Source organism: Caloranaerobacter longqiensis (assembly GCF_050286925.1).
In the GTDB taxonomy this organism is placed as follows: Bacteria; Bacillota; Clostridia; order Tissierellales; family Thermohalobacteraceae; genus Caloranaerobacter.
Genome location: NZ_JBFWFX010000007.1, coordinates 43,341 through 64,606, shown reverse-complemented (window position 1 = coordinate 64,606; position 21,266 = coordinate 43,341). Strand labels below are relative to the sequence as shown.

22 protein-coding genes are annotated in these 21,266 nt (G+C 27.4%); 8 read left to right on the top strand and 14 right to left on the bottom strand.

Annotation, left to right across the window (positions count from 1 at the left end; genetic code table 11):
* Positions 1-14: 14 nt before the first annotated feature.
* The 4 genes from AB4Y15_RS07740 to gpr all read right to left on the bottom strand — a co-directional run bounded on the left by AB4Y15_RS07740 (position 15) and on the right by gpr (position 3,395).
* On the bottom strand, positions 15-347 hold the full coding sequence (locus tag AB4Y15_RS07740) for a hypothetical protein (RefSeq protein ID WP_427339520.1): 333 nt from the start codon (positions 345-347) through the stop codon (positions 15-17).
* A gap of 45 nt (positions 348-392) precedes the next feature.
* Positions 393-926, bottom strand: a complete 534-nt coding sequence (gene lepB / locus AB4Y15_RS07735; protein WP_427339519.1) for a signal peptidase I — start codon at positions 924-926, stop codon at positions 393-395.
* A gap of 85 nt (positions 927-1,011) precedes the next feature.
* The gene (spoIIP, locus tag AB4Y15_RS07730) at positions 1,012-2,310 is read right to left on the bottom strand and encodes a stage II sporulation protein P (RefSeq protein WP_427339518.1); all 1,299 of its coding nucleotides are present in this window, start codon (positions 2,308-2,310) and stop codon (positions 1,012-1,014) included.
* Between the two features lie 110 nt (positions 2,311-2,420).
* The gene (gpr, locus tag AB4Y15_RS07725) at positions 2,421-3,395 is read right to left on the bottom strand and encodes a GPR endopeptidase (protein WP_427339517.1); all 975 of its coding nucleotides are present in this window, start codon (positions 3,393-3,395) and stop codon (positions 2,421-2,423) included.
* A gap of 207 nt (positions 3,396-3,602) precedes the next feature.
* Here gpr and rpsT point away from each other — a divergent pair, with 207 nt between their 5' ends.
* Positions 3,603-3,866: a 30S ribosomal protein S20 gene (gene rpsT, locus AB4Y15_RS07720; RefSeq protein ID WP_427339516.1), complete on the top strand. Its 264-nt coding sequence runs from the start codon at positions 3,603-3,605 to the stop codon at positions 3,864-3,866.
* Positions 3,867-3,924: 58 nt separating this feature from the next.
* Here rpsT and holA read toward each other — a convergent pair whose 3' ends face one another.
* Together holA and AB4Y15_RS07710 are read right to left on the bottom strand one after the other, a co-directional pair.
* Positions 3,925-4,965, bottom strand: coding sequence for a DNA polymerase III subunit delta (gene holA / locus AB4Y15_RS07715; RefSeq protein WP_427339515.1), 1,041 nt, complete (start codon positions 4,963-4,965; stop codon positions 3,925-3,927).
* Positions 4,966-4,990: 25 nt separating this feature from the next.
* Positions 4,991-7,315 carry a DNA internalization-related competence protein ComEC/Rec2 gene (locus AB4Y15_RS07710; protein ID WP_427339514.1) on the bottom strand — a complete coding sequence of 775 codons (2,325 nt, stop codon included), beginning with the start codon at positions 7,313-7,315 and terminating at the stop codon, positions 4,991-4,993.
* A 122-nt stretch (positions 7,316-7,437) separates the two neighbouring features.
* Between AB4Y15_RS07710 and AB4Y15_RS07705 the strand changes: the two genes are divergently transcribed.
* The 3 genes from AB4Y15_RS07705 to AB4Y15_RS07695 all read left to right on the top strand — a co-directional run bounded on the left by AB4Y15_RS07705 (position 7,438) and on the right by AB4Y15_RS07695 (position 9,619).
* The gene (locus AB4Y15_RS07705) at positions 7,438-7,917 is read left to right on the top strand and encodes a hypothetical protein (protein ID WP_427339512.1); all 480 of its coding nucleotides are present in this window, start codon (positions 7,438-7,440) and stop codon (positions 7,915-7,917) included.
* Between the two features lie 227 nt (positions 7,918-8,144).
* Positions 8,145-9,422 carry an ArsB/NhaD family transporter gene (locus AB4Y15_RS07700; RefSeq protein ID WP_427339511.1) on the top strand — a complete coding sequence of 426 codons (1,278 nt, stop codon included), beginning with the start codon at positions 8,145-8,147 and terminating at the stop codon, positions 9,420-9,422.
* 14 nt (positions 9,423-9,436) lie between these two features.
* Complete coding sequence (locus AB4Y15_RS07695) at positions 9,437-9,619, top strand: hypothetical protein (RefSeq protein ID WP_427339509.1); 183 nt, start codon at positions 9,437-9,439, stop codon at positions 9,617-9,619.
* A 43-nt stretch (positions 9,620-9,662) separates the two neighbouring features.
* On the opposite strand, the gene AB4Y15_RS07690 is transcribed toward AB4Y15_RS07695, so the two are convergent.
* From AB4Y15_RS07690 to AB4Y15_RS07675, 4 genes are all read right to left on the bottom strand, one after another.
* Positions 9,663-10,397, bottom strand: coding sequence for an MBL fold metallo-hydrolase (locus AB4Y15_RS07690; protein WP_427339507.1), 735 nt, complete (start codon positions 10,395-10,397; stop codon positions 9,663-9,665).
* 101 nt (positions 10,398-10,498) lie between these two features.
* Positions 10,499-11,287, bottom strand: coding sequence for an ECF transporter S component (locus AB4Y15_RS07685; protein WP_427339505.1), 789 nt, complete (start codon positions 11,285-11,287; stop codon positions 10,499-10,501).
* Between the two features lie 118 nt (positions 11,288-11,405).
* Positions 11,406-11,702 carry a hypothetical protein gene (locus AB4Y15_RS07680; protein ID WP_427339503.1) on the bottom strand — a complete coding sequence of 99 codons (297 nt, stop codon included), beginning with the start codon at positions 11,700-11,702 and terminating at the stop codon, positions 11,406-11,408.
* A gap of 232 nt (positions 11,703-11,934) precedes the next feature.
* A complete protein-coding gene (locus tag AB4Y15_RS07675; RefSeq protein ID WP_427339502.1) occupies positions 11,935-12,120 on the bottom strand; it encodes a DUF4177 domain-containing protein in 186 nt (61 codons plus the stop codon).
* Between the two features lie 187 nt (positions 12,121-12,307).
* Here AB4Y15_RS07675 and AB4Y15_RS07670 point away from each other — a divergent pair, with 187 nt between their 5' ends.
* Complete coding sequence (locus AB4Y15_RS07670) at positions 12,308-12,679, top strand: hypothetical protein (protein ID WP_427339501.1); 372 nt, start codon at positions 12,308-12,310, stop codon at positions 12,677-12,679.
* A 43-nt stretch (positions 12,680-12,722) separates the two neighbouring features.
* On the opposite strand, the gene eam is transcribed toward AB4Y15_RS07670, so the two are convergent.
* Positions 12,723-13,985 (bottom strand): glutamate 2,3-aminomutase, encoded by a 1,263-nt coding sequence (gene eam, locus AB4Y15_RS07665; RefSeq protein WP_427339500.1) that lies wholly within the window; start codon positions 13,983-13,985, stop codon positions 12,723-12,725.
* A 314-nt stretch (positions 13,986-14,299) separates the two neighbouring features.
* Here eam and AB4Y15_RS07660 point away from each other — a divergent pair, with 314 nt between their 5' ends.
* Positions 14,300-15,304, top strand: a complete 1,005-nt coding sequence (locus AB4Y15_RS07660; RefSeq protein ID WP_427339499.1) for a hypothetical protein — start codon at positions 14,300-14,302, stop codon at positions 15,302-15,304.
* Positions 15,305-15,314: 10 nt separating this feature from the next.
* A complete protein-coding gene (locus AB4Y15_RS07655; protein WP_427339498.1) occupies positions 15,315-15,794 on the top strand; it encodes a hypothetical protein in 480 nt (159 codons plus the stop codon).
* 41 nt (positions 15,795-15,835) lie between these two features.
* Here the strand turns inward: AB4Y15_RS07655 and AB4Y15_RS07650 are convergent, their stop codons facing one another.
* Together AB4Y15_RS07650 and AB4Y15_RS07645 are read right to left on the bottom strand one after the other, a co-directional pair.
* Positions 15,836-17,467: an amidohydrolase gene (locus AB4Y15_RS07650; protein ID WP_427339496.1), complete on the bottom strand. Its 1,632-nt coding sequence runs from the start codon at positions 17,465-17,467 to the stop codon at positions 15,836-15,838.
* A gap of 394 nt (positions 17,468-17,861) precedes the next feature.
* Complete coding sequence (locus tag AB4Y15_RS07645) at positions 17,862-18,380, bottom strand: DIP1984 family protein (RefSeq protein WP_427339495.1); 519 nt, start codon at positions 18,378-18,380, stop codon at positions 17,862-17,864.
* Between the two features lie 320 nt (positions 18,381-18,700).
* Here AB4Y15_RS07645 and AB4Y15_RS07640 point away from each other — a divergent pair, with 320 nt between their 5' ends.
* A complete protein-coding gene (locus tag AB4Y15_RS07640; RefSeq protein WP_427339607.1) occupies positions 18,701-19,150 on the top strand; it encodes a phosphatidylglycerophosphatase A family protein in 450 nt (149 codons plus the stop codon).
* A gap of 53 nt (positions 19,151-19,203) precedes the next feature.
* Here the strand turns inward: AB4Y15_RS07640 and AB4Y15_RS07635 are convergent, their stop codons facing one another.
* On the bottom strand, positions 19,204-21,180 hold the full coding sequence (locus AB4Y15_RS07635) for a M28 family metallopeptidase (RefSeq protein ID WP_427339494.1): 1,977 nt from the start codon (positions 21,178-21,180) through the stop codon (positions 19,204-19,206).
* Positions 21,181-21,266: the final 86 nt, after the last annotated feature.

Sequence of the window (21,266 nt, the reverse complement as noted above, 5' to 3'; positions counted from 1 at the left end):
CTAAAACGCCGGGCTTAAGCCCGGCCATTTTTAAATTTGGCTATTAAATCTTTTATTTGATCAACATAACTCAATACTATAGCTTTATACTTCTTATAGTATGTATCAATATCAGATTTTTTTATATTATAGACATTCCCCATTAATTGTATTTTATATATACCATTAAAATAACTATACTCAAACAATTTCTCATTTTTAACTTGCAAAAGTTCAATAAAAGATTGATTAACAATCCTAATCCCAATAAACAAAATCAAAATAGCTAATAAAACTGCCAATCTTCTTCTTCGCCTTATTTTACGTCTAAGTTTTTCTTGTTTTAATCTTTCAAGTCTTGTTCCCATAATAATCACCAGAATTATTATGGACAAAGTCAGAAATATTTATACCTATTTATATAATGAGCCAAATCTATCATCAAAAGGATAATACCTAAATACCGCTTTACCTTTAATAGATTTTACAGGAACTGGCCCAAAATACCTACTATCTTTACTTGCACCAAACTTTCTATTATCACCTAACACAAACACATAACCTTTAGGAACCTTTAAATCTATATCACCATGAGTATATGGACTACCTTCCAAATAATATTCATCTAACATTTTACCATTAACATATACCTTACCATCTGATATTTTTATCTCGTCATTTTCAACAGCTACTACACGTTTTATATAATCTACATTTGGTTTATCTGGTGCTTTAAGTATAACTATATCCCCTCTTTTAGGCTCTCCTATAATATATACCAACTTATTCGTAAACAATCTATCGCCTTCGTGCAAAGTCGGATACATAGAATCGCCTATAACATATGTAGTATTGAAAATAAAAGTTTTAATTATTATGGCTATAACAACTGCATAAAATATACTTTTTATCCACTCCAGTATTTCCTTTTTGGCTTCTTCGCTCATGTAAACACCTCCAAATCAGCATATACATTATTATAGCACTTTTATTCTAAAAAAAAAAGAACTTAAAAATTTATTCGCGATAATATTATTCGATAATATTTTTCAATGCAATATCCAAAACATTTCCAATAAATTTTGCAGTCCTTTCGGCTTCTTCAATTGTATTTAAATTACTACCAACTTCTATTAGCGCATAATGATCTTTTACATATTGATTAAACTTACCATAAGGTTTTATTATAATTCCTTTACATAATCCAGGATACATTTTATCAGAAACTTCTTTTATATATTTAGCAAAATTTAATATCTCATCTTTATTTGGATTTTCAGGTCCAATAACAAATGAATAAGTAGCAACATCAACACCATTAATTTTAACCTTACTCTCAGCTAAAGCCTTTTTAATATAACTCGCATCCTCTGGAATCCCATCTCTATGTATATCAAAAATTATTTTTACATTTTTATCTCTATTTATTATATCCTTAACTGTTGATAAAGACCTAGAATATGATTTATTATATGAAGGTATATCATGATAGATATCAATATGCTTAACCTTGTGACCTTTTTTATTAAGTACCTCTGTTATAATATCACCTATCTTTATAACATTATAATCCCTTTTTGTTGTATGATATCTATTTGACCTTATAGGCAGATATGCTTCAGTTCCATGTGTATGATATATAAGTATATACGGTTTTTCTTTGTTTACTTTTAGTTTTTTTATATTTTTTGTTTTTATATTTTTATCCGTTAAAATATTTCCTTCATTTGTTTCATAAGGATCCTCAATAAATATTATATCTTCCTTTATCTTCACTTCTCCATCTTCATTCGAACCAACTGTCTGCTTAACAATATTTTGATTTTCATTATCTCCCATTTCTTTTTTACTAGAGTAATTTATACTATTTACAGGAGTAATATCTTCTTTATTAAAAATCGATTCTATCTGGGCTTTCAAAAAAGATGTCATTTGAAAATATGATTTTAGACTATTTAACAATTCATTAATAAAAGCTTTATCAGAACTACTTTTATATTTTTCATAATACATGGCTTTCATATATGAATTGGAATTAATAATTATTTTCAAAAAAAAATTATCTACGTCTGTGCCATCAATTTTTAAATAATGTTCTTCATTCTCTACACTATATAAATCAGTAGCATTTGTTTTTTCTAAACTATTTTCCTTTTCTCCATTATAGTAGTAAATATAGTTAAATGCCTCTACAACTTTTTTATTATCATCTTTAGCAAAATCATTTGAAAGCTTAGAAATTATTTTAAATCCTATAAAAAACAACACTAAACATAAAATAGCTATTATAATATACCAATTCCCCTTATCTTTATAAATCTTATACCTCATAGGTAACACTCCCCTATATTTCTCTAATGTTAGACTACTATATGAAATTATATTCCATAAATTTTGTTATTATGATAGAAAAAAGCGACCTAAGCCTAAGCTTTAAGTCGCTAATTTAAATACTTATTTACATCTTTCAAATCAATTCCCGGATGCAATGAAATATTCAACCCATTTGCAATTACTTTTGAAAGGTCGTTAATCAAATCATCAACTTCTTTTGGAGTAACCATAACATTTCCCATATAAGGATTTAATACTTCTCTAATTAGCTGATATTTATCTTCACTTTCCATTTCTTCTAACATAGAATAAAAATTACCACCAACCTTAGCTTGTTTTTTCATTTCACTTATTATCATATCAATAGTATCATTTACCATTGTTGCAGCATCAACAACAGTAGGTACACCTATCGCTATAACTGGAACACCTAGATATTCTTTGTTCAAACCTTTCCTTTTATTTCCTACACCAGAACCAGGACTAATCCCTGTATCAGAAATCTGAATAGTACTGCTTACTCTCTCCATTTTTCTAGATGCTAATGCATCTACAGCTATAACCAAATCTGGTTTAATCTTTTCAACAACACCTTTTATTATTTCTCCTGTTTCAATCCCAGTAAGTCCCATTACACCTGGAGAAATAGCGGAAACATTTGCCATTGTTTCATCTTCAGTCTTTTTGTAAGCTTCAAAGTAATGTCTTGTAACTAAAATTTTATCCACTACTTTCGGACCTAAAGCATCAGGAGTTACATTCCAATTACCCAAACCTACAACTAAAGTTTTATTACTTTTATCAAGTTTGTGTAAAGCCTTAAGTTCTTTAGCTAATACTTTACTAATCTCATCTTTTAAATCCTGATCAGCTTTTTTTAATGCTGGTGCTTCAATAGTAATATAATTACCTATTGGCTTTCCCATTTGGGCCATACCATTTTCATTAACTATTTTTACTCTTGTTATTGTGTAATTTTCTTTTTCCTCTCTCTCAACTTCAACTCCAGATACTTCAACATTATTTCTTTCTTTATATAACTCTCTTGCTTCAATAGCTAGATCAGTTCTTATTTGTAACATCCTAACACCACCTTTATATAGTTAGTAGTATCTTTATGTTAACTCTTTATTAAATTATTTATTCTTATTTTTGTTTTCAAATTTATCTTATTGACCGCATAATTTTTCTGATACATGGGAATAAAAGAAATAACATATTTTTCTTGCAATTTATATATGTTCATGGTAAAATATCATTTGTCAATTGCAATTGAAGGGGGTGAACCTATGGCGAATATTAAATCAGCTAAGAAGAGAATTAGAGTTATAGAAAAAAGAACTGCTATAAATAAGAGAAGAAAGTCAGAAATCAAGACTTACATCAGAAAATTTAATAAAGCATTAGAAAGCGGAAATATTGAAGAAGCTAAAAACTTATTTAGATTAGTTGAGAAAAAACTTTATAGAGCTGCTGCAAAAGGAACTATCCATAAAAATGCAGCTTCAAGAAAGGTTAGCCGTTTAGCTAAGAAATTAAATGAAGCTGTTTAATTAAATATGCAATACTTATACTTCGGGCAAAAGCCCGAATTATTTTTTTTGAAAACTTTTAAATGCTTCTTGAAAACTCAACAATTAGCATTTCAAGTGCTAGTCTACTCTCTATTTCACCTTTTTTAATGCTTTCATCTACTTTCAAACATCTTTCAAATGCACTTTGCAATTCTTCAATTCCAAAATTTCTGCTTTGTTCAATCAACTTTTTTACTACAAAATTCTGTACTCCCAATTTTTGTGCAATAACACCTTGACTATATCCTTTTCCTTCTAAAAGTTTTGTCATAAATAAAAGTCTAATTTGTTTAATAACCATATGTAAAATTAACTGTATCGGTTCATTATTTAATATCATCTCATTCAAAATTGTTAATGCCTTATCTGTCTTCTTTCGTCCAACTGAATCGACTAATTTAAAAATATTATTTTCAAGACTTCGAACCAAAACTTTATCTATATCTTCAATTTTAACTTCCTTTCTATCTCCCAAATAATTACATATTTTTATAATTTCATTTTCTAAATCATAGAGTGTCTTATCACTACTAAATTCTAAATATCCAGTGTTTTCAATAAAATATGAAATGTTATTTTTAGTTATATTTTTATTATATTTACTAAACATCTTAGATACCCATTTAATCAAATCGTCTCCTTTTATTTTTGATAATTCAACAACCATACCAACATTTTTTATGCTCTTTACTATTTTTTTTCTATTATCGATTTTTTCTTCTCTAACAATAAAAATTAAACAAGTAAAACTACTTATTTTAGAAATATATTCATTTAAACGCTGTTCATCTTCTTTACTGTTTAATTTTCCACCTGTTAAAAATACTAAATTCTCTATAATCACAATTTTTTTATCTGACATAAAAGGTAACGTTTCACAGGCATTTATAATTGAATCTACACTTACTTCTTTTCCATCTAAATGCACATAATTAAGAGTCTCAAAATTTTTATCTATATACTTTTCTTTTATCTCATTTATTATCCAGTCTATCAAATAGTTTTCCTTACCATATATAAGATAAACTCTTTTTAAATCATTATTTTGAATATCACTTAAAATTTGTTTATAACTCATAATAACACTCCTTAGTCTTAAAGTTTTAATTGTTAATAAACCCATATATCTTATATTTGCTTGGTGTAATTTGTATCGTAACTAATCCATCTTTATCAGTTCTATAAATTCGTATATTGTGCTTTTTATACCTTTTTAGCACTTCTTCGCTAGGATGTCCAAAATAATTGATACCTACACTTATAATACCATATTCGGGTTTAACTGATTTTAAAAATTCTTCAGTTGAAGATGTATTACTACCATGGTGAGGTACTTTAAGAATGTCTATGTCTATATTATTTTGACTTGACACAATTTTCTCAACTTCAGACTCTATATCTCCAGTAAACAAAACTTTTTTCCCATATGCATCTAAAAGCAATACCATAGACAAGTTATTCTCATTTTCATATTTACTTTTATTTATATCTTTATTAGGATATAAGACTTCAAACGATACATTTTTAGTTATCTTTATTTTATCACCTCTAGTTAATATTTTAATAGGTATATCTTTTTCTGCTGCTTTTTTAATAATATCTAAATAAAGGTCATTCTTCACATTCTTATATGATATAAATATATTTCTTATTTTAAGCCTTTCAATTAATTTTGATAAAGCTTCACAATGGTCTTCGTGAAAATGAGATATAAAAACTCCATCTAAAGCAAAAATACCCTTTTTAACTAAATATGGATAGAGTATATTTTCACCAATGTCAAATTCCCCTGCAAGTGAACCTCCAGTATCTATTAAAAAAAATTTCTCATTATTAACGTTAATCAAACTACAATCACCTTGTCCAACATCTAGAAATTCTATTTCTACATTACTTTGTAAAGTAATATAGGATGCCATCAGTAGTATAGTAAATAAAGTACATATCAAAAAAGCTTTCTTAATCTTTACAGATAGTAAATCAAACTTAATAAAACCTAAAAATATAAAAACAGCAAGATAATAGTAAATAATGCTTTCAAATAACGGTTGAGGTAATATTAATTTTTTGTATGGAAATTTACTGAAAATATTTATTAAAAATCTAGTAAAATCTAAAATTGTATTCAATAATATTCCTAAAAATAATGCAATATTTATATTAAGAGAAGAAATGAAAATTAAAATAAACCCACCTATAACTGAAATAGATAATATCGGAACTAAAATTAAGTTAGTTATTATCGCCATTAAAGATATATTATTAAAATGATATGACAGTAGCGGTAATATACCAATTTGCACAGCTAAAATAGGAGATATCATATTTATAATTTTGTTATTTATATTTAATAACGATTCTATTCTCTTTGTAAATAACACCAATGCTAAAGCCGATACAAACGATAGCTGAAAACCTATATTAAAAATCCATAGAGGTTTAAAAATAAGTAAAATAAAAGCACTAAATAAAATACTGTTTACTGCATCATATCTTCTCAAAGTCAAATTAGAAGCCATTAGTACTGTAAAGATAATTGAAGCTCTTAATACTGACGGAGGAAATTCTACTATGTAACCATAACTCCAGATTAATATGATTGTAATAATTGTAGACAATCTTTTATCTAATTGTAATATAGCAAAAATAAAAAGAAAAAAAGCTGAAATTATTCCTACATGAAGTCCTGATACTGCTAATACGTGAGATACACCCACCTCTCTAAAACTATTAAGTGTATCTTTATTTAAATACGAACTTTTTCCCAATATAATTGATTTAATTATTGAACTATTTTCTTCTGATAATGTCATATCCAGTACATTCAAAAATTTTTTTCGAATTAGTTGAGCATTATACTCAAGAAAATTCAAATTGTTTTTAGATAATAAATAAATTGAATAATCTTTTGAATATATTATTAAATTTATATTTTGTGTCTTCAAATAAAGTCTATAATTAAATAATCTCGGATTTGTATTTACCTTAGGCCTTTTTACAAGTCCAACTCCCTTTATTTTATCCCCTTCTTCAAAAGTCTTTTTTCCATTAATATTCAGCAGCACTTTTTCTTTTATATGATAAGTAGTCCCATTAATTTTAATATAATCAGTAATTAACACATATTTTGAGTAAGACGAATTTTTAATAATTTCTTTTTTTATTATACCTGTATATTCTACTTTATTATCATATAAAAAATCTAATCTATCTCCCCTCATTATGCTATTAGTATTATAATATCCAATAAAAAAAACTGATAAAACCAAAGAATATATAAATAACTTTTCTTTTGAAATTGATAATATAATCAAAACTACAGAAAGCAGTAACCCTATAAGTAATAACTTTGTTGCAATATGAAATTTATATCCAAAATAAATTCCAAGGATATATGGAAATAAAAAATAAGAAAATGGTCTTTTCATACTTAAAACCCCATTGAAATTTACTTTAAAATAATTATATCATTTAAAAAAATTTTTTGTTAAATGTTTCTAATTTCAAAATTGTGATATAATTATTTTAAGTTGATTAAGGAGGTATATTTATGAGAAAATATATGAAAGCTGAAATTAACAGACATGATATGATACTTACGCAAATGGGAGCTAAGATTGATATAATAAACTCTTACATGTGCTATGTTACATTTGACTTAGATGGAACAAAGATTTCATATGTATATAACGTTAATAAAAATAATAAATACTTTTTAGAAAGGATAGAACCTTATCCTGAACCTGCAGGTACTTTCAAATGTGAAGAAGATGTAATTGAAACGATAAAAATTGATATCGAGCAGTTTAAAAATGCAAAAAACTCTAGAGTTTTTGATTTGTTTGTTGATATAAATAGAGAAATGAACAAAACCATTAGAAATTTTGAAGACCTTTACCTTTATTATAATGTACCTCGTGAATATGCCGATTCAATAAAATCTAAGATTAAAGAAATACAAGACATTATAAAGACAGCAAAAGAAAACTGTGAAAGAGTTTATTTCAAAAAAGATCCAGATACTCTTTAATTTCAAAAATGGCCTTTGACCGTCTAAATTTGTCAACATTCTAACGGTCTTTGGCCATTTTTGTATTTTTAAAATAATTAGTATAAGTATGAATTTTAGAGATATTCTAAAATAATAATGGAATATTAGTTAATTTAACATATTAGAGTTACAGATAAGATTTTAAATTATTTTGATATAGGAGTAAAATAATAATCGTGCCCATATATTTAAAAGGAGTTGTTGATATGCTAACAAATTCTCACGTTTATATCGCTGCGATTGTATTTATATTAACTTATGCTTTCATTATTTCAGAAAAAATTAACAGAACTGCAGTTGCACTATTAGGTGCGGCAATAATGCTAGGTCTTAAAGTAATTAGTCAGGAATATGCCTTTGAATCTATCGATTTTAATACGATAGGATTATTAATCGGCATGATGATTATTGTAACTATAACTAAACGAACGGGAGTATTTCAATATATCGCTATTAAATCAGCAAAATTAGCTAAAGGTGATCCGTGGAAAATTATCTTATCCTTTTCAATAATAACTGCTATTTCATCAGCACTTTTAGATAATGTAACTACAGTTCTGTTATTAGCTCCAGTTACTTTAGTTATTACAGATACATTAAACCTTAACCCTATACCATTTTTACTACCTGAAATACTTTCAGCAAATATTGGTGGAACAGCCACATTAATCGGAGACCCTCCTAATATTATGATTGGAAGTGCAACTGGCTTAGGATTTCTTGATTTTCTTTTTAATTTAGGTCCAGTAGTAGTAATTATCTTTATAGTTGTAATTTTTATATTAAAATTAATATATGGCAAAGAGCTTAATGTCGATGAAGAACATAAAAAACGAATAATGAATTTTGACGAATACAAAGCTATAAAAGACTATTCTCTACTTAAAAAGAGTCTAATAGTTTTAGGATTTACTATTATAGGATTTGCATTACATCAAGTTTTTGAATTTGAATCTGCTACAGTAGCACTTATAGGAGCTTCTACATTACTAGTTTTAAGTAAAATAAATCCGGAGGAAATTTTAATTGAATTAGAATGGACTACTATCTTTTTCTTCGCAGGGCTATTCGTTCTAGTTGGTGCTCTTGAGGAAGTTGGAATAATAGAAGCTTTAGCAGAAAAAGTAGTTTTCGTAACAAAAGGTAATCTTTTTTTAACTACATTAATGATTATTTGGGTGTCTGCTATTGCTTCTGCGTTTATTGATAATATTCCTTTTGTTGCAACAATGATTCCATTAATAAAAAGTATTGGAGCTATGTCAAATATTAACACTATTCCTCTTTGGTGGGCATTAGCTTTAGGAGCTTGCTTAGGGGGCAACGGTAGTTTAGTTGGTGCATCAGCTAATGTAATTGTTGCTGGAATGCTAGAAAAAACAAAATATAGACTTACATTCATAGATTTTATTAAAGTAGGGTTTCCAATTATGATTATATCTGTTTTAATATCTACAGTATACTTGATAGTATTTTATATCTAGTAGGAGGAATATTTATGTTAAAACAGAATAGAACACTAGTCGATTTGATACTCTTAGTATTTTGTTTAGCAATACTTTTAGGTATCAAATTTATAGAAACTCCTCATCATAAAAACATGACATCGAATTTACAAAATAACGGATTAACTCAAAAAGTTCTTCTAGAAGAAGAAAGATTTTGGGGTATAAAATTTTGAGGATTAGAGAGATACTCTAATCCTCTTTTTATTAGTTTAATATTTAAATATAATAAGTTTTCATTTCTTGACTAAGTTCTAAAATTGAATCAAATGTTTGACTAGCTTCTATCTTTACTCTTTCTAAATTGTATTCTGGCCAAAAATGGGTCAATATCAATCTTTTTACTCCTGCTTTTTTACCAATCTCACCAGCTTGTTTAGCAGATAAATGAGGAGCATTGTCTTCTCTATCTTCTTCAAGTACTCCCGCTTCACAAAGCAGTAAATCAGCATTTTTTGAAAAATCTATTAAAGATTCATTATATGAAGTATCTGATGAATATACAAAAGTTTTTCTACCTTTTCTTAGTTTGACAGCAAAAGTCTTAATTGGATGTTTCATTCTTTTAAAAGTAATCTCAATATCGTCTAAATTAATAATGGTATCTTCTTCTATCGGAATTATGTTAAACGAATTATTATAATTGAGCCTTTTTACCATTTCATAATCATCAGTAGGTGTATATAAAGGTATAGTTATATTACACTTGCCTTTCATTTTATTGACACCTATTGCGTATTTCATAACCATAATATCACTTATATGGTCACTATGCAAATGAGTAAGTATAATAATATCAATATCCTTAATGCTACATATTTTAAGTAGTCTAGATAATACTCCATTCCCACAATCAATCAAAATTTTTCTGTTATCCGCTTCAAACAAATATCCTGAACAAGCTCCTCCTGGTCTAGGATAGGGTCCATTATTACCTAATACAGTTAATTTCATCTAATCCCTCCCGTATAAAGCTACATATATTTTATTCTTTCTTATTTATTTTATGATTATAAGTATAAAGAAAAAGTCTCAGACTGTAAAGTCTAAGACTACTAAATCCCTTTAATAAGATTTGTTCTTTTTAAGCCTAAAACAACAGGATAAGCAATTATAAGCCCTCCAACAAATTGTAGAATATTAGCTGGTACACTAAAAATAGGAACTATCATATTTCCCTTTAAAATTCCTCCAGCTACATAATATCCTATAACCATCCATATTCCAGCTAAAGTCATCCCCATAAGATTGCTTACACTAACCATTTCTTTCCCTTGCCTTTTTAGTATTAAACTCAATATAACGATAAATAACGGAATTGAAATAATAGCGACTAACAATGAAGTTTGCACTTTATCAACCAACGCCTGTAACTCATTAATACCTTTTAGATCAAACTTTTCAACTAAATAATTTGCAAGTTCTGAGTTTTGAAGATTTCCTAACTTAACAGCTAAATAATCCTTCAAAGCTGCACCAAAAAATACCCATCCAACACCTATAATAACTGTTAATAACTTTTTAACTTTTGCTAAACTACCATCTTCCATATCTTTAACTACAAAACCCACTATTGCTCCCATTATTCCTTTAATAATCAAAGTTGGGATTGCCCAACGTGTATATCCTAAATATACATCAGCTAAAGAAGAACCTAAACCTCCTGCTATAGCACCATATTTCCAACCTAATAAAATTGCAGCTACAAAAATCATGCTATCTCCAGCATGTATGTAACCTTCAGTAAAAGGAACTGGAATTTGGGGTATAATAGCTGTAGCTACAAATACAAGAGCTATCATTAATCCACCATAAGTTAATTTTCTTACACTATTGTTCTGCAAAAAAAGTCCCCCCTATTGATGTAATGTATTGTTTACCAGTATCAATTATATCAAAATTGTATCGATAGTCAAGGGAAGATTTATAAAATTGTGTTGTTATTGTATCGCTACACTTTTTTTATGTTGCATTATCATCTTTTCTTTTAATCTTATTTTTTTCAATACATTTTAACTTACATCCTTGATATACATTCCTAGGTCCACTATAAAAACCCACTGATGATGCCGCTAAAAAAATTCCTATAATTATCCCTTTTAAAATATTATTAGGTGCAAAGTAAGCTATACCAATAATTATACCTAACACTAAAGATACCAGAGGACAAAATTTTTTAGGTAACCCTAACTCCTGAGCTAGCTTAGTCAAAAACATTATTAAAGGAACAACAGAAATATCATAAATTTGAAAATCCATAATACCTCCCCCTTTCATGCTTTTACATTATAATATGAAGGAGGTTTTAAAAAAATTATTGTATCTAATCACAGCTTTAGCTATAACTTCTAAAGTAATTAAATTTACTATCTATATTTTTTTCTTCCATATCTTTTTAAGGTAAAAGTAAGTATCACTATTCCTATATAAATATACAACTGTCCTAATCCTTTTTCTAAAATTTCACCTTTAAACATCTATATCCATCACCCTAATCAATTTTTTCTCTTTTAAATACAGCTATAATATTTCTGCCATTGAGAATACTATTCATTGATACTAATTCCCAGCCTTGCTGCCCTAACTCATTCATTTTTTTCTCATGCTCAGGAGTTAATACTAATTTTACAGCTCCATGTGCTTTAAAGTTTTCAATTTTATATTCAAATTTTTTCATTTTGAATCCCTCCAAAAATTAAAATCAATTTAGGTATTGAAATTAGTTTATTAATGATTTAAAATTTAATTGCTAGTTAACAAAATCCCCGAATTAAGCTAAATTTTTCATGGAATAATATAACTTATCATTCATATAATGCAGTAAACACATATATATTATAAATAAAAAACAGGGAGGTTTCTAGATGGATAAGAATAAAATACAAGTTAACGAACTAAACAAACTATATGATGAAATTTATTACAGCAATAATAGTGATGTTGAACAAGCATTAGAACTAATATCAAATCTTATCTCAGAAAAAGAATATGAAGAGTCAGGTATCGAAGTCAATGACCTTTCTGATATAATACATATTGCCATAGAAACGTTAGAAGAAATAAGTGAAATTTTTGACAGCGAAGGATTAGTTGATTCATACAATTTTGTAATTGAAAAGCTTGAAAGCCTACAAAACGGAGAATTGGATGATGTCATAGAAGAAGAATACAGTAAATTTTTTGACGATGATTTTATAGATGAATATGATGACGGATCAGAAATGGAAAAGTATTAGAAAAAGGAGCAAAATGCTCCTTTTTTTAGTCTTAAAAACCATATTAACTTAATATTTCTCTAATATCTTTTGTTGGATGATTTTCATATTTTACTACTTTACCTTCCCATGTTCTTATCATACAGTAATCTTTACCTCTAGAAATTAAATACTGCGGTAATATAGGTGTTTTACCTTGTCCTTTAGGTGCATTTATAATATAAGTCGGTACAGCCATACCTGAAGTATATCCTCTTAAATATTCCATAATTTCCAATCCATCATCTACAGAAGTATTAAAATGTAACGTACCAATTACATGTTTAGCATGGAATATATAATATGGCTTAACTCTAATTTTCAATAATTCATGATTTAAAGCTCTCATAACAAATTTATCGTTATTAATACCGTTCAACAGAACTGCCTGGTTACCTAATGGTATACCTGCATTTGCTAATTTTTCACAAGCTTTTTTAGCTTCTTCAGTTACTTCTTTTGGATGATTAAAATGAGTATTTAGATAAATTGGATGATATTTCTTTAACATATTTACTAACTCATCAGTAATTCTTTGTGGCATAGTTACTGGAGTTCTTGAGCCAATTCTTATTATTTCAACATGTGGAATTGCTCTTAACTCTTTTAGTATCCATTCTAATCTATGATCAGGTAATGTAAGAGGGTCTCCACCTGTAATAAGTACATCTCTAATTTCTTTGTTTTCTCTAATATACTTAATTGATTCTTCTATAACAGCTGTAGATTTATGTTCATCTTTTTGTCCGATATTTCTCCTTCTTTGACAATGTCTACAATACATAGCACACTCATTAGTAACATTAATAATCAAACGATCAGGATATCTTCTCGTTATACTACCTGCAGGATTTGTATATTCTTCTCCCATAGGATCGCTTTCACCACTATCATTTGCCAGTTCTGCAAAAGCTGGTATAGCCATAAGTCTTATTGGGTCAAATCTATCATCAGGGTCCATCAAACTTGCATAATAAGGTGATATAGCCCATCTATATTTTTTACCAACTTCCTCAATTTCTCTCTTTTCCTTTTCAGACAAGTTTATTATTTTACTTAAAGTTTCAACATCCGTTATCCTATTAGATAATTGCCATTTGTAATCATTCCAATCTTCCTGTGTTCCACCAAGCACATCTAATATTTTCTTTTTTAATTCTTCAAATTTATCCTGCATATAAAGACCTCTAGGTATGGACTCTCTAACTTCTAAATAATCATCAATCCTTGATTTTAACTCAGCCGCTCTCTTTAATGAAATTTCTCTCTTTTCTTTTAATTGATTCATAGTCTACCTCCTTCTCTTGTTTTATCTGAAAATTTTAAATATTCTTAATTATTTTTCAGAGCATAAGCAAGATAGGTTATTTAACTATATATAAAATAACCCTCTTCTATAGCTATTTATTAGAATATCTGGAAAACATATTAAATAATATTTATCATAAAGGGTTATATGGATTTAGTAGGATCCATAGATTAGATTCTTTGAAAAGGAACATTTAGATTTGCTTAAAGCAGTATATTTATTATAATATCATTTTGATAATTTGTCAATAACTTTTTTATCCATTTATAGAAGGTATTAAAGGTGGTGAAAAGATGAAAAAAGGAACTATCGCATTTCTAACTTTAATATTATTTATAATCACAATTTTTATTGGTCAGCAATACTATAATGCTTCTGTTGTAAAAACAACTTTTAATGAAATTCTTTTGATAAGTAGTAATATTTCAGAAAAATTAGTCGATAACTTTTTTTCAAAAGATGAAAAACTAAAAAAAGATGCTCAAAATAAAATAAAAAAAATCGTCTTAAAAGATTTAGGATATGACAATTGGCTAGACTATATCGACTATATTGAGGTAAAAATTTATCCTGCTGATGTAATAGATAATGAAGAAGAAGACTTAATTATTGCTATTAATATTTCAAAGGACTTAGGTGTAATTGGAATATACAAAAAACATAATGACATCTATGTTTATGTAGATAAAATAGAAAATCTTGCCTATATTAATAAAATTAACACTTTAAGATATAAACCTAAAAATCTGATATTCATTATAGTTGAGGAAGAATTAGAAGAAAACATCGGTGCATTTTTCTACGATAAGTATACAAGAATTTTTACTAAAAGAAACAGTTCCTATGAAGAAGTATTTAGATTTTCTACAAACTACGAAGGATATTTCTATGAAAAATGGACAAAACCAAAACTTAAAAATCCTAAATGGTTTAAACTTATTGAATATGGAATCATCGAACAAATAACAGATGAAAATTTAGATTTACATATCAAAGCATCTAAAATTATTCAAATTTTCGAAAGTGAGGAAGCAAATATAGATTCTATACCAGAAAAATTTATTTTAATAAATGAAAAAAACTTAGAATTAGATTATTTTTGGAGTGATAAATATAAGTATTTTATTCAAGGTGAAGGTATTACCAAAAGTAACGAAATTGTTGGAATTATTGAAAGTTCAGATCAGTTTGCTGATTACTACCTAAATTTATCTAATAAGTACTATAAAATTATTGATAAAAATGGTAAAATTAAATACATAAATAGCAATAATTTAAAATTACTAAATTTAAAGTAAGGAGGTTATTATGAAACGCTTTGGTATCATAATTTTAATTATTGTTCTTATGCTGACTGGATGTGTAAATCAGAATAAAAGAGATTTATTTAACTATATAAATGCAGAACTTCCTCCAGTAGTTGAAATAGAAAATAATGCTCTTGAAAAATATAATAGTCTAATTTCTAATAATAATTATACTTATGGTACGTTCTATTCAGCTTTAAAAGACGAAATAATTCCAACATATGAAGATTTCTTGAATAAATTAATGAAAATATCTCCTAAAACTAAAGAATTAAAAGAGATACATAATCTCTATATCGAAGGAGCAAAATATCAGCTAAAAGCACTAGAGCTATTACAAAAAGGTATTGAAGAAAAAGATAACGAATTGCTTTTAAAATCAAGCGAGTTTCTAAAAAAATCAAAAGAATATATGACTGAATATAAAAATAGAATTGTAACTTTAGCTGAAAAATATCATATGGAATATAAGCTTGATTAATTAAAGTTGATTAATTAAAGCGGTGCTAATTTTGCACCGCTTTAACTTCTGCTAAATATTACTTTACCGTTTAATACTGTCATATCAACTTTAACATCTTTAATTTTATCCAATGGTATTTTAGTTATGTCTTCAGACAAAACAACTAAATCAGCTAACTTTCCTACTTTTATAGAGCCTTTTATATTTTCCTCAAATGTACAGTAAGCTGGATTTATTGTGAATAGCTTTAGTGCCGTATATAAATCTAATTTTTCTTCTGGACACCATCCATTTTCTGGATTACCATTTAAATCTTTTCTAGTTACTGCACAATAAATACCATAAAGAGGATTAAATGATTCAACAGGTGCATCAGAACCTCCAGATAGAAATATCCCTTCATCATACATAGTCTTCCATGCATAACTATATCTTAATCTCTCTTTTCCTACCCTCTTCTCTGCAATCTGCATATCTGTCTTTATAAAGATAGGTTGTATATCTGCAATAACATTTAGTTTCTTAAACTGGCCTATTATATCTTTAGATGCTATTTGACAGTGAATTAATCTGAACCTAGCATCTTTTCTATAATACATTTTATTTAGTCTAGAATATACTCCAAGAACTTGCTTCATAGCTCTATCTCCTATTGTATGTACTGCTAGCTGAAGACCATTTACATGTGCTAAAGTAAGTATTTCCTCTATTTCTTCAGTAGTATATATTAATACACCTTTAGCTTTAGTATCGTCACTATAAGGTTCTTCTAACGCTGCTGTTTTTGAACCTAAAGACCCGTCTGCCAAGAGTTTTAATGGTCCAAACCTAACCATTTCATCTCCATCACCAGTTTTTTTGTTCAACTTTAAAAAATCTATTAGTTTATCTTTTGTATCTAGTAGCATTTGAAGATTTATCCTTGCATTAAGTTTTTCCTCATTTTTTAATTCTTGATAAGCATCTAAAATCTTTTTATATGATTTTAAATGCGAAAAATCATCGGTTTGTATTGAAGTAATTCCTACCTTATTAGCATCATTTATAGCTGATTGAATTATTTCTTTTATCTCTCCTATATCTTCTGTAAAAGGTATAAGATTATAAACTAAATATACAGCATTTTCTCTAAGTATCCCTGTAGGTTCACCTGTTATAGGATCTCTATCTATTCTCCCCCCTTCAGGGTCTATAGTCTCTTTAGTTATTCCAGCAAGTTTTAAAGCCATTGAATTAACCACACATATATGGTAACAAGCTCTTGATAAAAATACAGGTCTGTCATTAATTACTTTATCTATATCATCTTTATTAGGCAATCTACCTTCAATAAAATTTTCTTGATTCCATCCATGTCCTAATACCCATTCTTTAAAGACTTTAACTTTTTCATTATTAACAAACTCTTTTAGAGTCTTCTGCATATCTGGTATAGAATCAGCATTAGATAAGTCTGCTTTATACTTTGATAAGCCATAGCTAATTAAATGCATATGACTATCGTTAAATCCAGGTAAAAGAGTTCTTCCTTTAAGGTCTATACATTTAGTATCTTCATTAATGAGCTCTTTACCTTCTTCATAATTGCCACAAAAAATTATTTTATTATCTTCTATTACTACACATTCAACTTCTTTATAGTTATCTTCCATAGTTAAGATTTTTCCGTTAAAGAAAAATAATTTACTCATTAACCTCACCACCTTTTTTAAATAAAACATATAAAATCGTTCAAAATAATAACATATATCAAAAGAAATCAAAATCGCATAAAAAAATATCAGGAGAGAACAGCTCACAACAATCTCCTGATTCTTTCCTATTTTTATAACTAATAGATATATAAATCTGCTAGGTGCAACAGGTACTAGATTAATTAGCTTTGTTTTCATAAACCAATCAGAAACTTAACACATAATCTCCAGTCATACGCATATAACACCTAACACATAACACATAACTCATACGAGCTGTTTCTAGCACTAAAAACCAAAAGCATAATTTTATTTTTGCCGTACTATATTTATCCTTCCGTACGGCAACCCCAGGAAGTCCTAGTACCTGGCAATCCTAGCAGATATTAGCTTAATATTCTATTTTGTCATCTGGAACTTCAATTTCAGTATTTATATTTGCTCTATCTATGGCAAGACGTAATTTGCGAATTTGTTTTTCATAGTTTTTGTATGTTTTCTTTGCCTCTGCTAAATCATAAGTAACTTCTACATACTCAACATTAGCATAATAATCTGTATTTCTTGTCTTTTGTTGTTTATCAGCCAAACTCTTCCAACAAGTTCTTTCTCGCAATAGTTGCATTAAAAGTAACAAACCTTCTGCAAGACTAATTTTTTCTCCATTTACCTCAAAATCTATTTTGGTATCCAGATTAGCACGTGCTACTACTTGACGTAAATACCTAGACTTAGCAGCTAGAGCAGCTATCTCTGCACTTATTTCTTCTACGGTACGTTCTGGATATTCTGGCTCTTCATCTTTAAAATAGCGCACTATGGCAACCTGTTCTCTTTCAGCTAATAATGATTCTATCTTTTCCTCTATAGCTTTTGCTATCTTAAGGCATTCTCCCAAAGTTATCTTCATAGTATCCCCCTTTTCTGACATCCCCTTAAAATTAAATAAATAGTATATATTTATAATATATATAAAAAAAAGCAATTTGCAAGAACTTTTTCATAATTTTAAGATAGATATTAAAATTTAGATATTCTTGCTACAAAAAATAAAAACTCTATGTTACCCAAGTCAATATGGAAAGGGTAGTATTCAAAATTATGTTTTAATTATCACAAATTAACGTACATCATAATTTGATATTAATTAATACAATCAAAGGTTTCTGCATAAAATATATATTATGAATCTATTTAGGAGGTTTTGTTTTGAAAGAAATAGTTAAAAAAATGCTTGAAGAAAGAGGAGTTACTATCGAAGACATGGCTAATCTTGTCTATGAACTACAAAAAGACTATGCAGATATTTCTATAGAAACCGCAATTTTTAACATTGAAAAAGTATTATCTAAACGCGAAGTACAAAATGCAATATTAACCGGAATACAACTCGATATTTTAGCTGAAAAAAATTTATTAAAAGAACCTTTACTGTCTATGATAAAAAAAGATGAACCACTATATGGCATAGATGAAATATTAGCACTAAGTATAACAAATGTGTATGGTTCGATAGGTTTTACTAACTATGGGTATATAGATAAAATGAAATTTGGAATTATAGGCAAATTAGACAAACTTGGTAAAACTACTGATAAAGTCAATACTTTTTTAGATGATTTAGTAGGTGGCATTGTAGCAGCTGCATGTGCAAGAATAGCACATTCTAATAAAGAATAGGTGGAGCTAAATTTAAAAACTCCACCCAACCGAAATAATTAACTAACAAAATCTTATATCGCTAAATTATCTATATTTATTTTCTTAAGAAAATCTATTATATCTTCTAAAGAATCATCAGACCAATCGAATTTTCTGGCAATTTTAGTTTCACCTTTTATTTTAACAACCGTTTTTGAATACTTTCCTATACCTATAATATAATCTTTATTATTTTTGCTATATTGAGTTTCAACAAAAACAATATGTTTTGAATCTCCATCATACAATATATCAAAGGTTTGCCCATTCACAACAATCTGCTTTCTCTCTATTTTATGTTCACCAAAAAAACTATTAATGTATCCATACTTTTCATTTTGAATTTTAACATTTATTTCAATAAAATTATCTTCATCCGCTTTATTTAAATAATTAAGTGAAAAATACTTTATCCTGTCACTAGATATCTCTTTATCTTCATATATCTGACCTATCACATGCTCTGATATTTTGGGAAATAAAGTATCAATTATCACAGTCGCTGATTTAAACTCATAATTATCAATGTTTTTTTGTATTTTAAAATTTGGAAAAACTTTGTTTATTTCCTCAATATCACTAAATGTTTCCTCCTGTTTATATATTAAATATATCTCATCATCTATATTGACAAACTTATACTGCCCAAATTTTAGTTTTTCTTTTTCCTTATCTATTTTTTCCATCTCTTCTCTTTCTTTATCATTTTGAATATGTTCTGTAATAGACTTTTCTTCATTATAAATGTTAAATAACTTCTCAATATTCAAAATTATATAATCAAAAAGTGTGTCGCTTATTTTATTTAAATACTCAAAGTCTATTTTATCAGTTGTATCATTTTCTGTATGTATAACATTAACATTTGAATCACTTAAATTAATAGATGGTATATTTTTTTCTGAAAAAGAAATATGGTCACTAATATATGCACCTTCTGTTTCGATTTGACATTGATAACCATTTTGAGTAAAAAATCTATCAATATCATCTATAAGATAGCCACTTACTATACCATCCCCTGTTATAAGTAGCTTGTCTCCATTTTTATACCCAATACTATCGATATTTATATTATAGATTTTATCATATCTATGCAATATTTCATTTACAAAAGCCCTACTGCCTTGTAGATTAAATTCTTCACCATTAAAAGCACATATAATTATATCATAATCTAATTTATTCTTTTTCGAATATTCAATTAATTTTTCTGCTAAATTTAACAAAACTGCCACTCCAGAACTATTATCAACAGCCCCGTAAAACACTTTATCAGCAGCAGCCCCAACATGATCAAAGTGAGCCGAAATAACTAATGCGTTTTCATTATTTCCCCCTTTTATAATCCCGACAATATTATTCGCTTCGATTTTTTCTTTCTTTAAATTGTATTTTACTTTCACTTTGCAATTTCTATCCTTTATCAAATCATATACTCTTTCACTTATTTGAATTATTGGAAAGCCGCTATCTCTGACAACTATATATTTGTCAAAAATTTTTTTCTTTATTAAAACTGCTTTGGCTTTGTTGAATATTTTTTGCAAATCAGCTAGATTATCTAATACTACAACTGAATTTTGAATATTTTTATCGTTTATATCGAATGTAGAATTACCCTCTATAGTTAAATTCGCAATCATATTTTGAGGTAAAAAATCTTTGCCATATATTAGCTCTTCTTTAGTATTATTATCAAACTCTAAAACCATAACGAATTTTTGATTTTTTGGATTATAAAAATTATGCTTATATGACACAAAAAAACTATTGTCTTTATATTCTTCTAAACCAATTTTTTCAAAGCTTTCAGCTAAAAATCTTTCTACTTCTTTATTATTTTCTGTACCAGTTAATCTGCCTTTAAATTTTTCTGAAGCAAGATATTCAATCGTTTTTTCTATGTCTGTTTTTTGGTCGCTATTAGTCAATATATCTTTGTTTGTACAGCCCATTGTTAATATGATTGAAATAATTAATATAAACAAAAAAATTCTTTTATTCATAGACTCCCCCCCAAGTTAACACTCATTTCATATTTTTATTTTTATATTTACAATAACTTTTGCTATTATTTTTATCTTTCAAATAT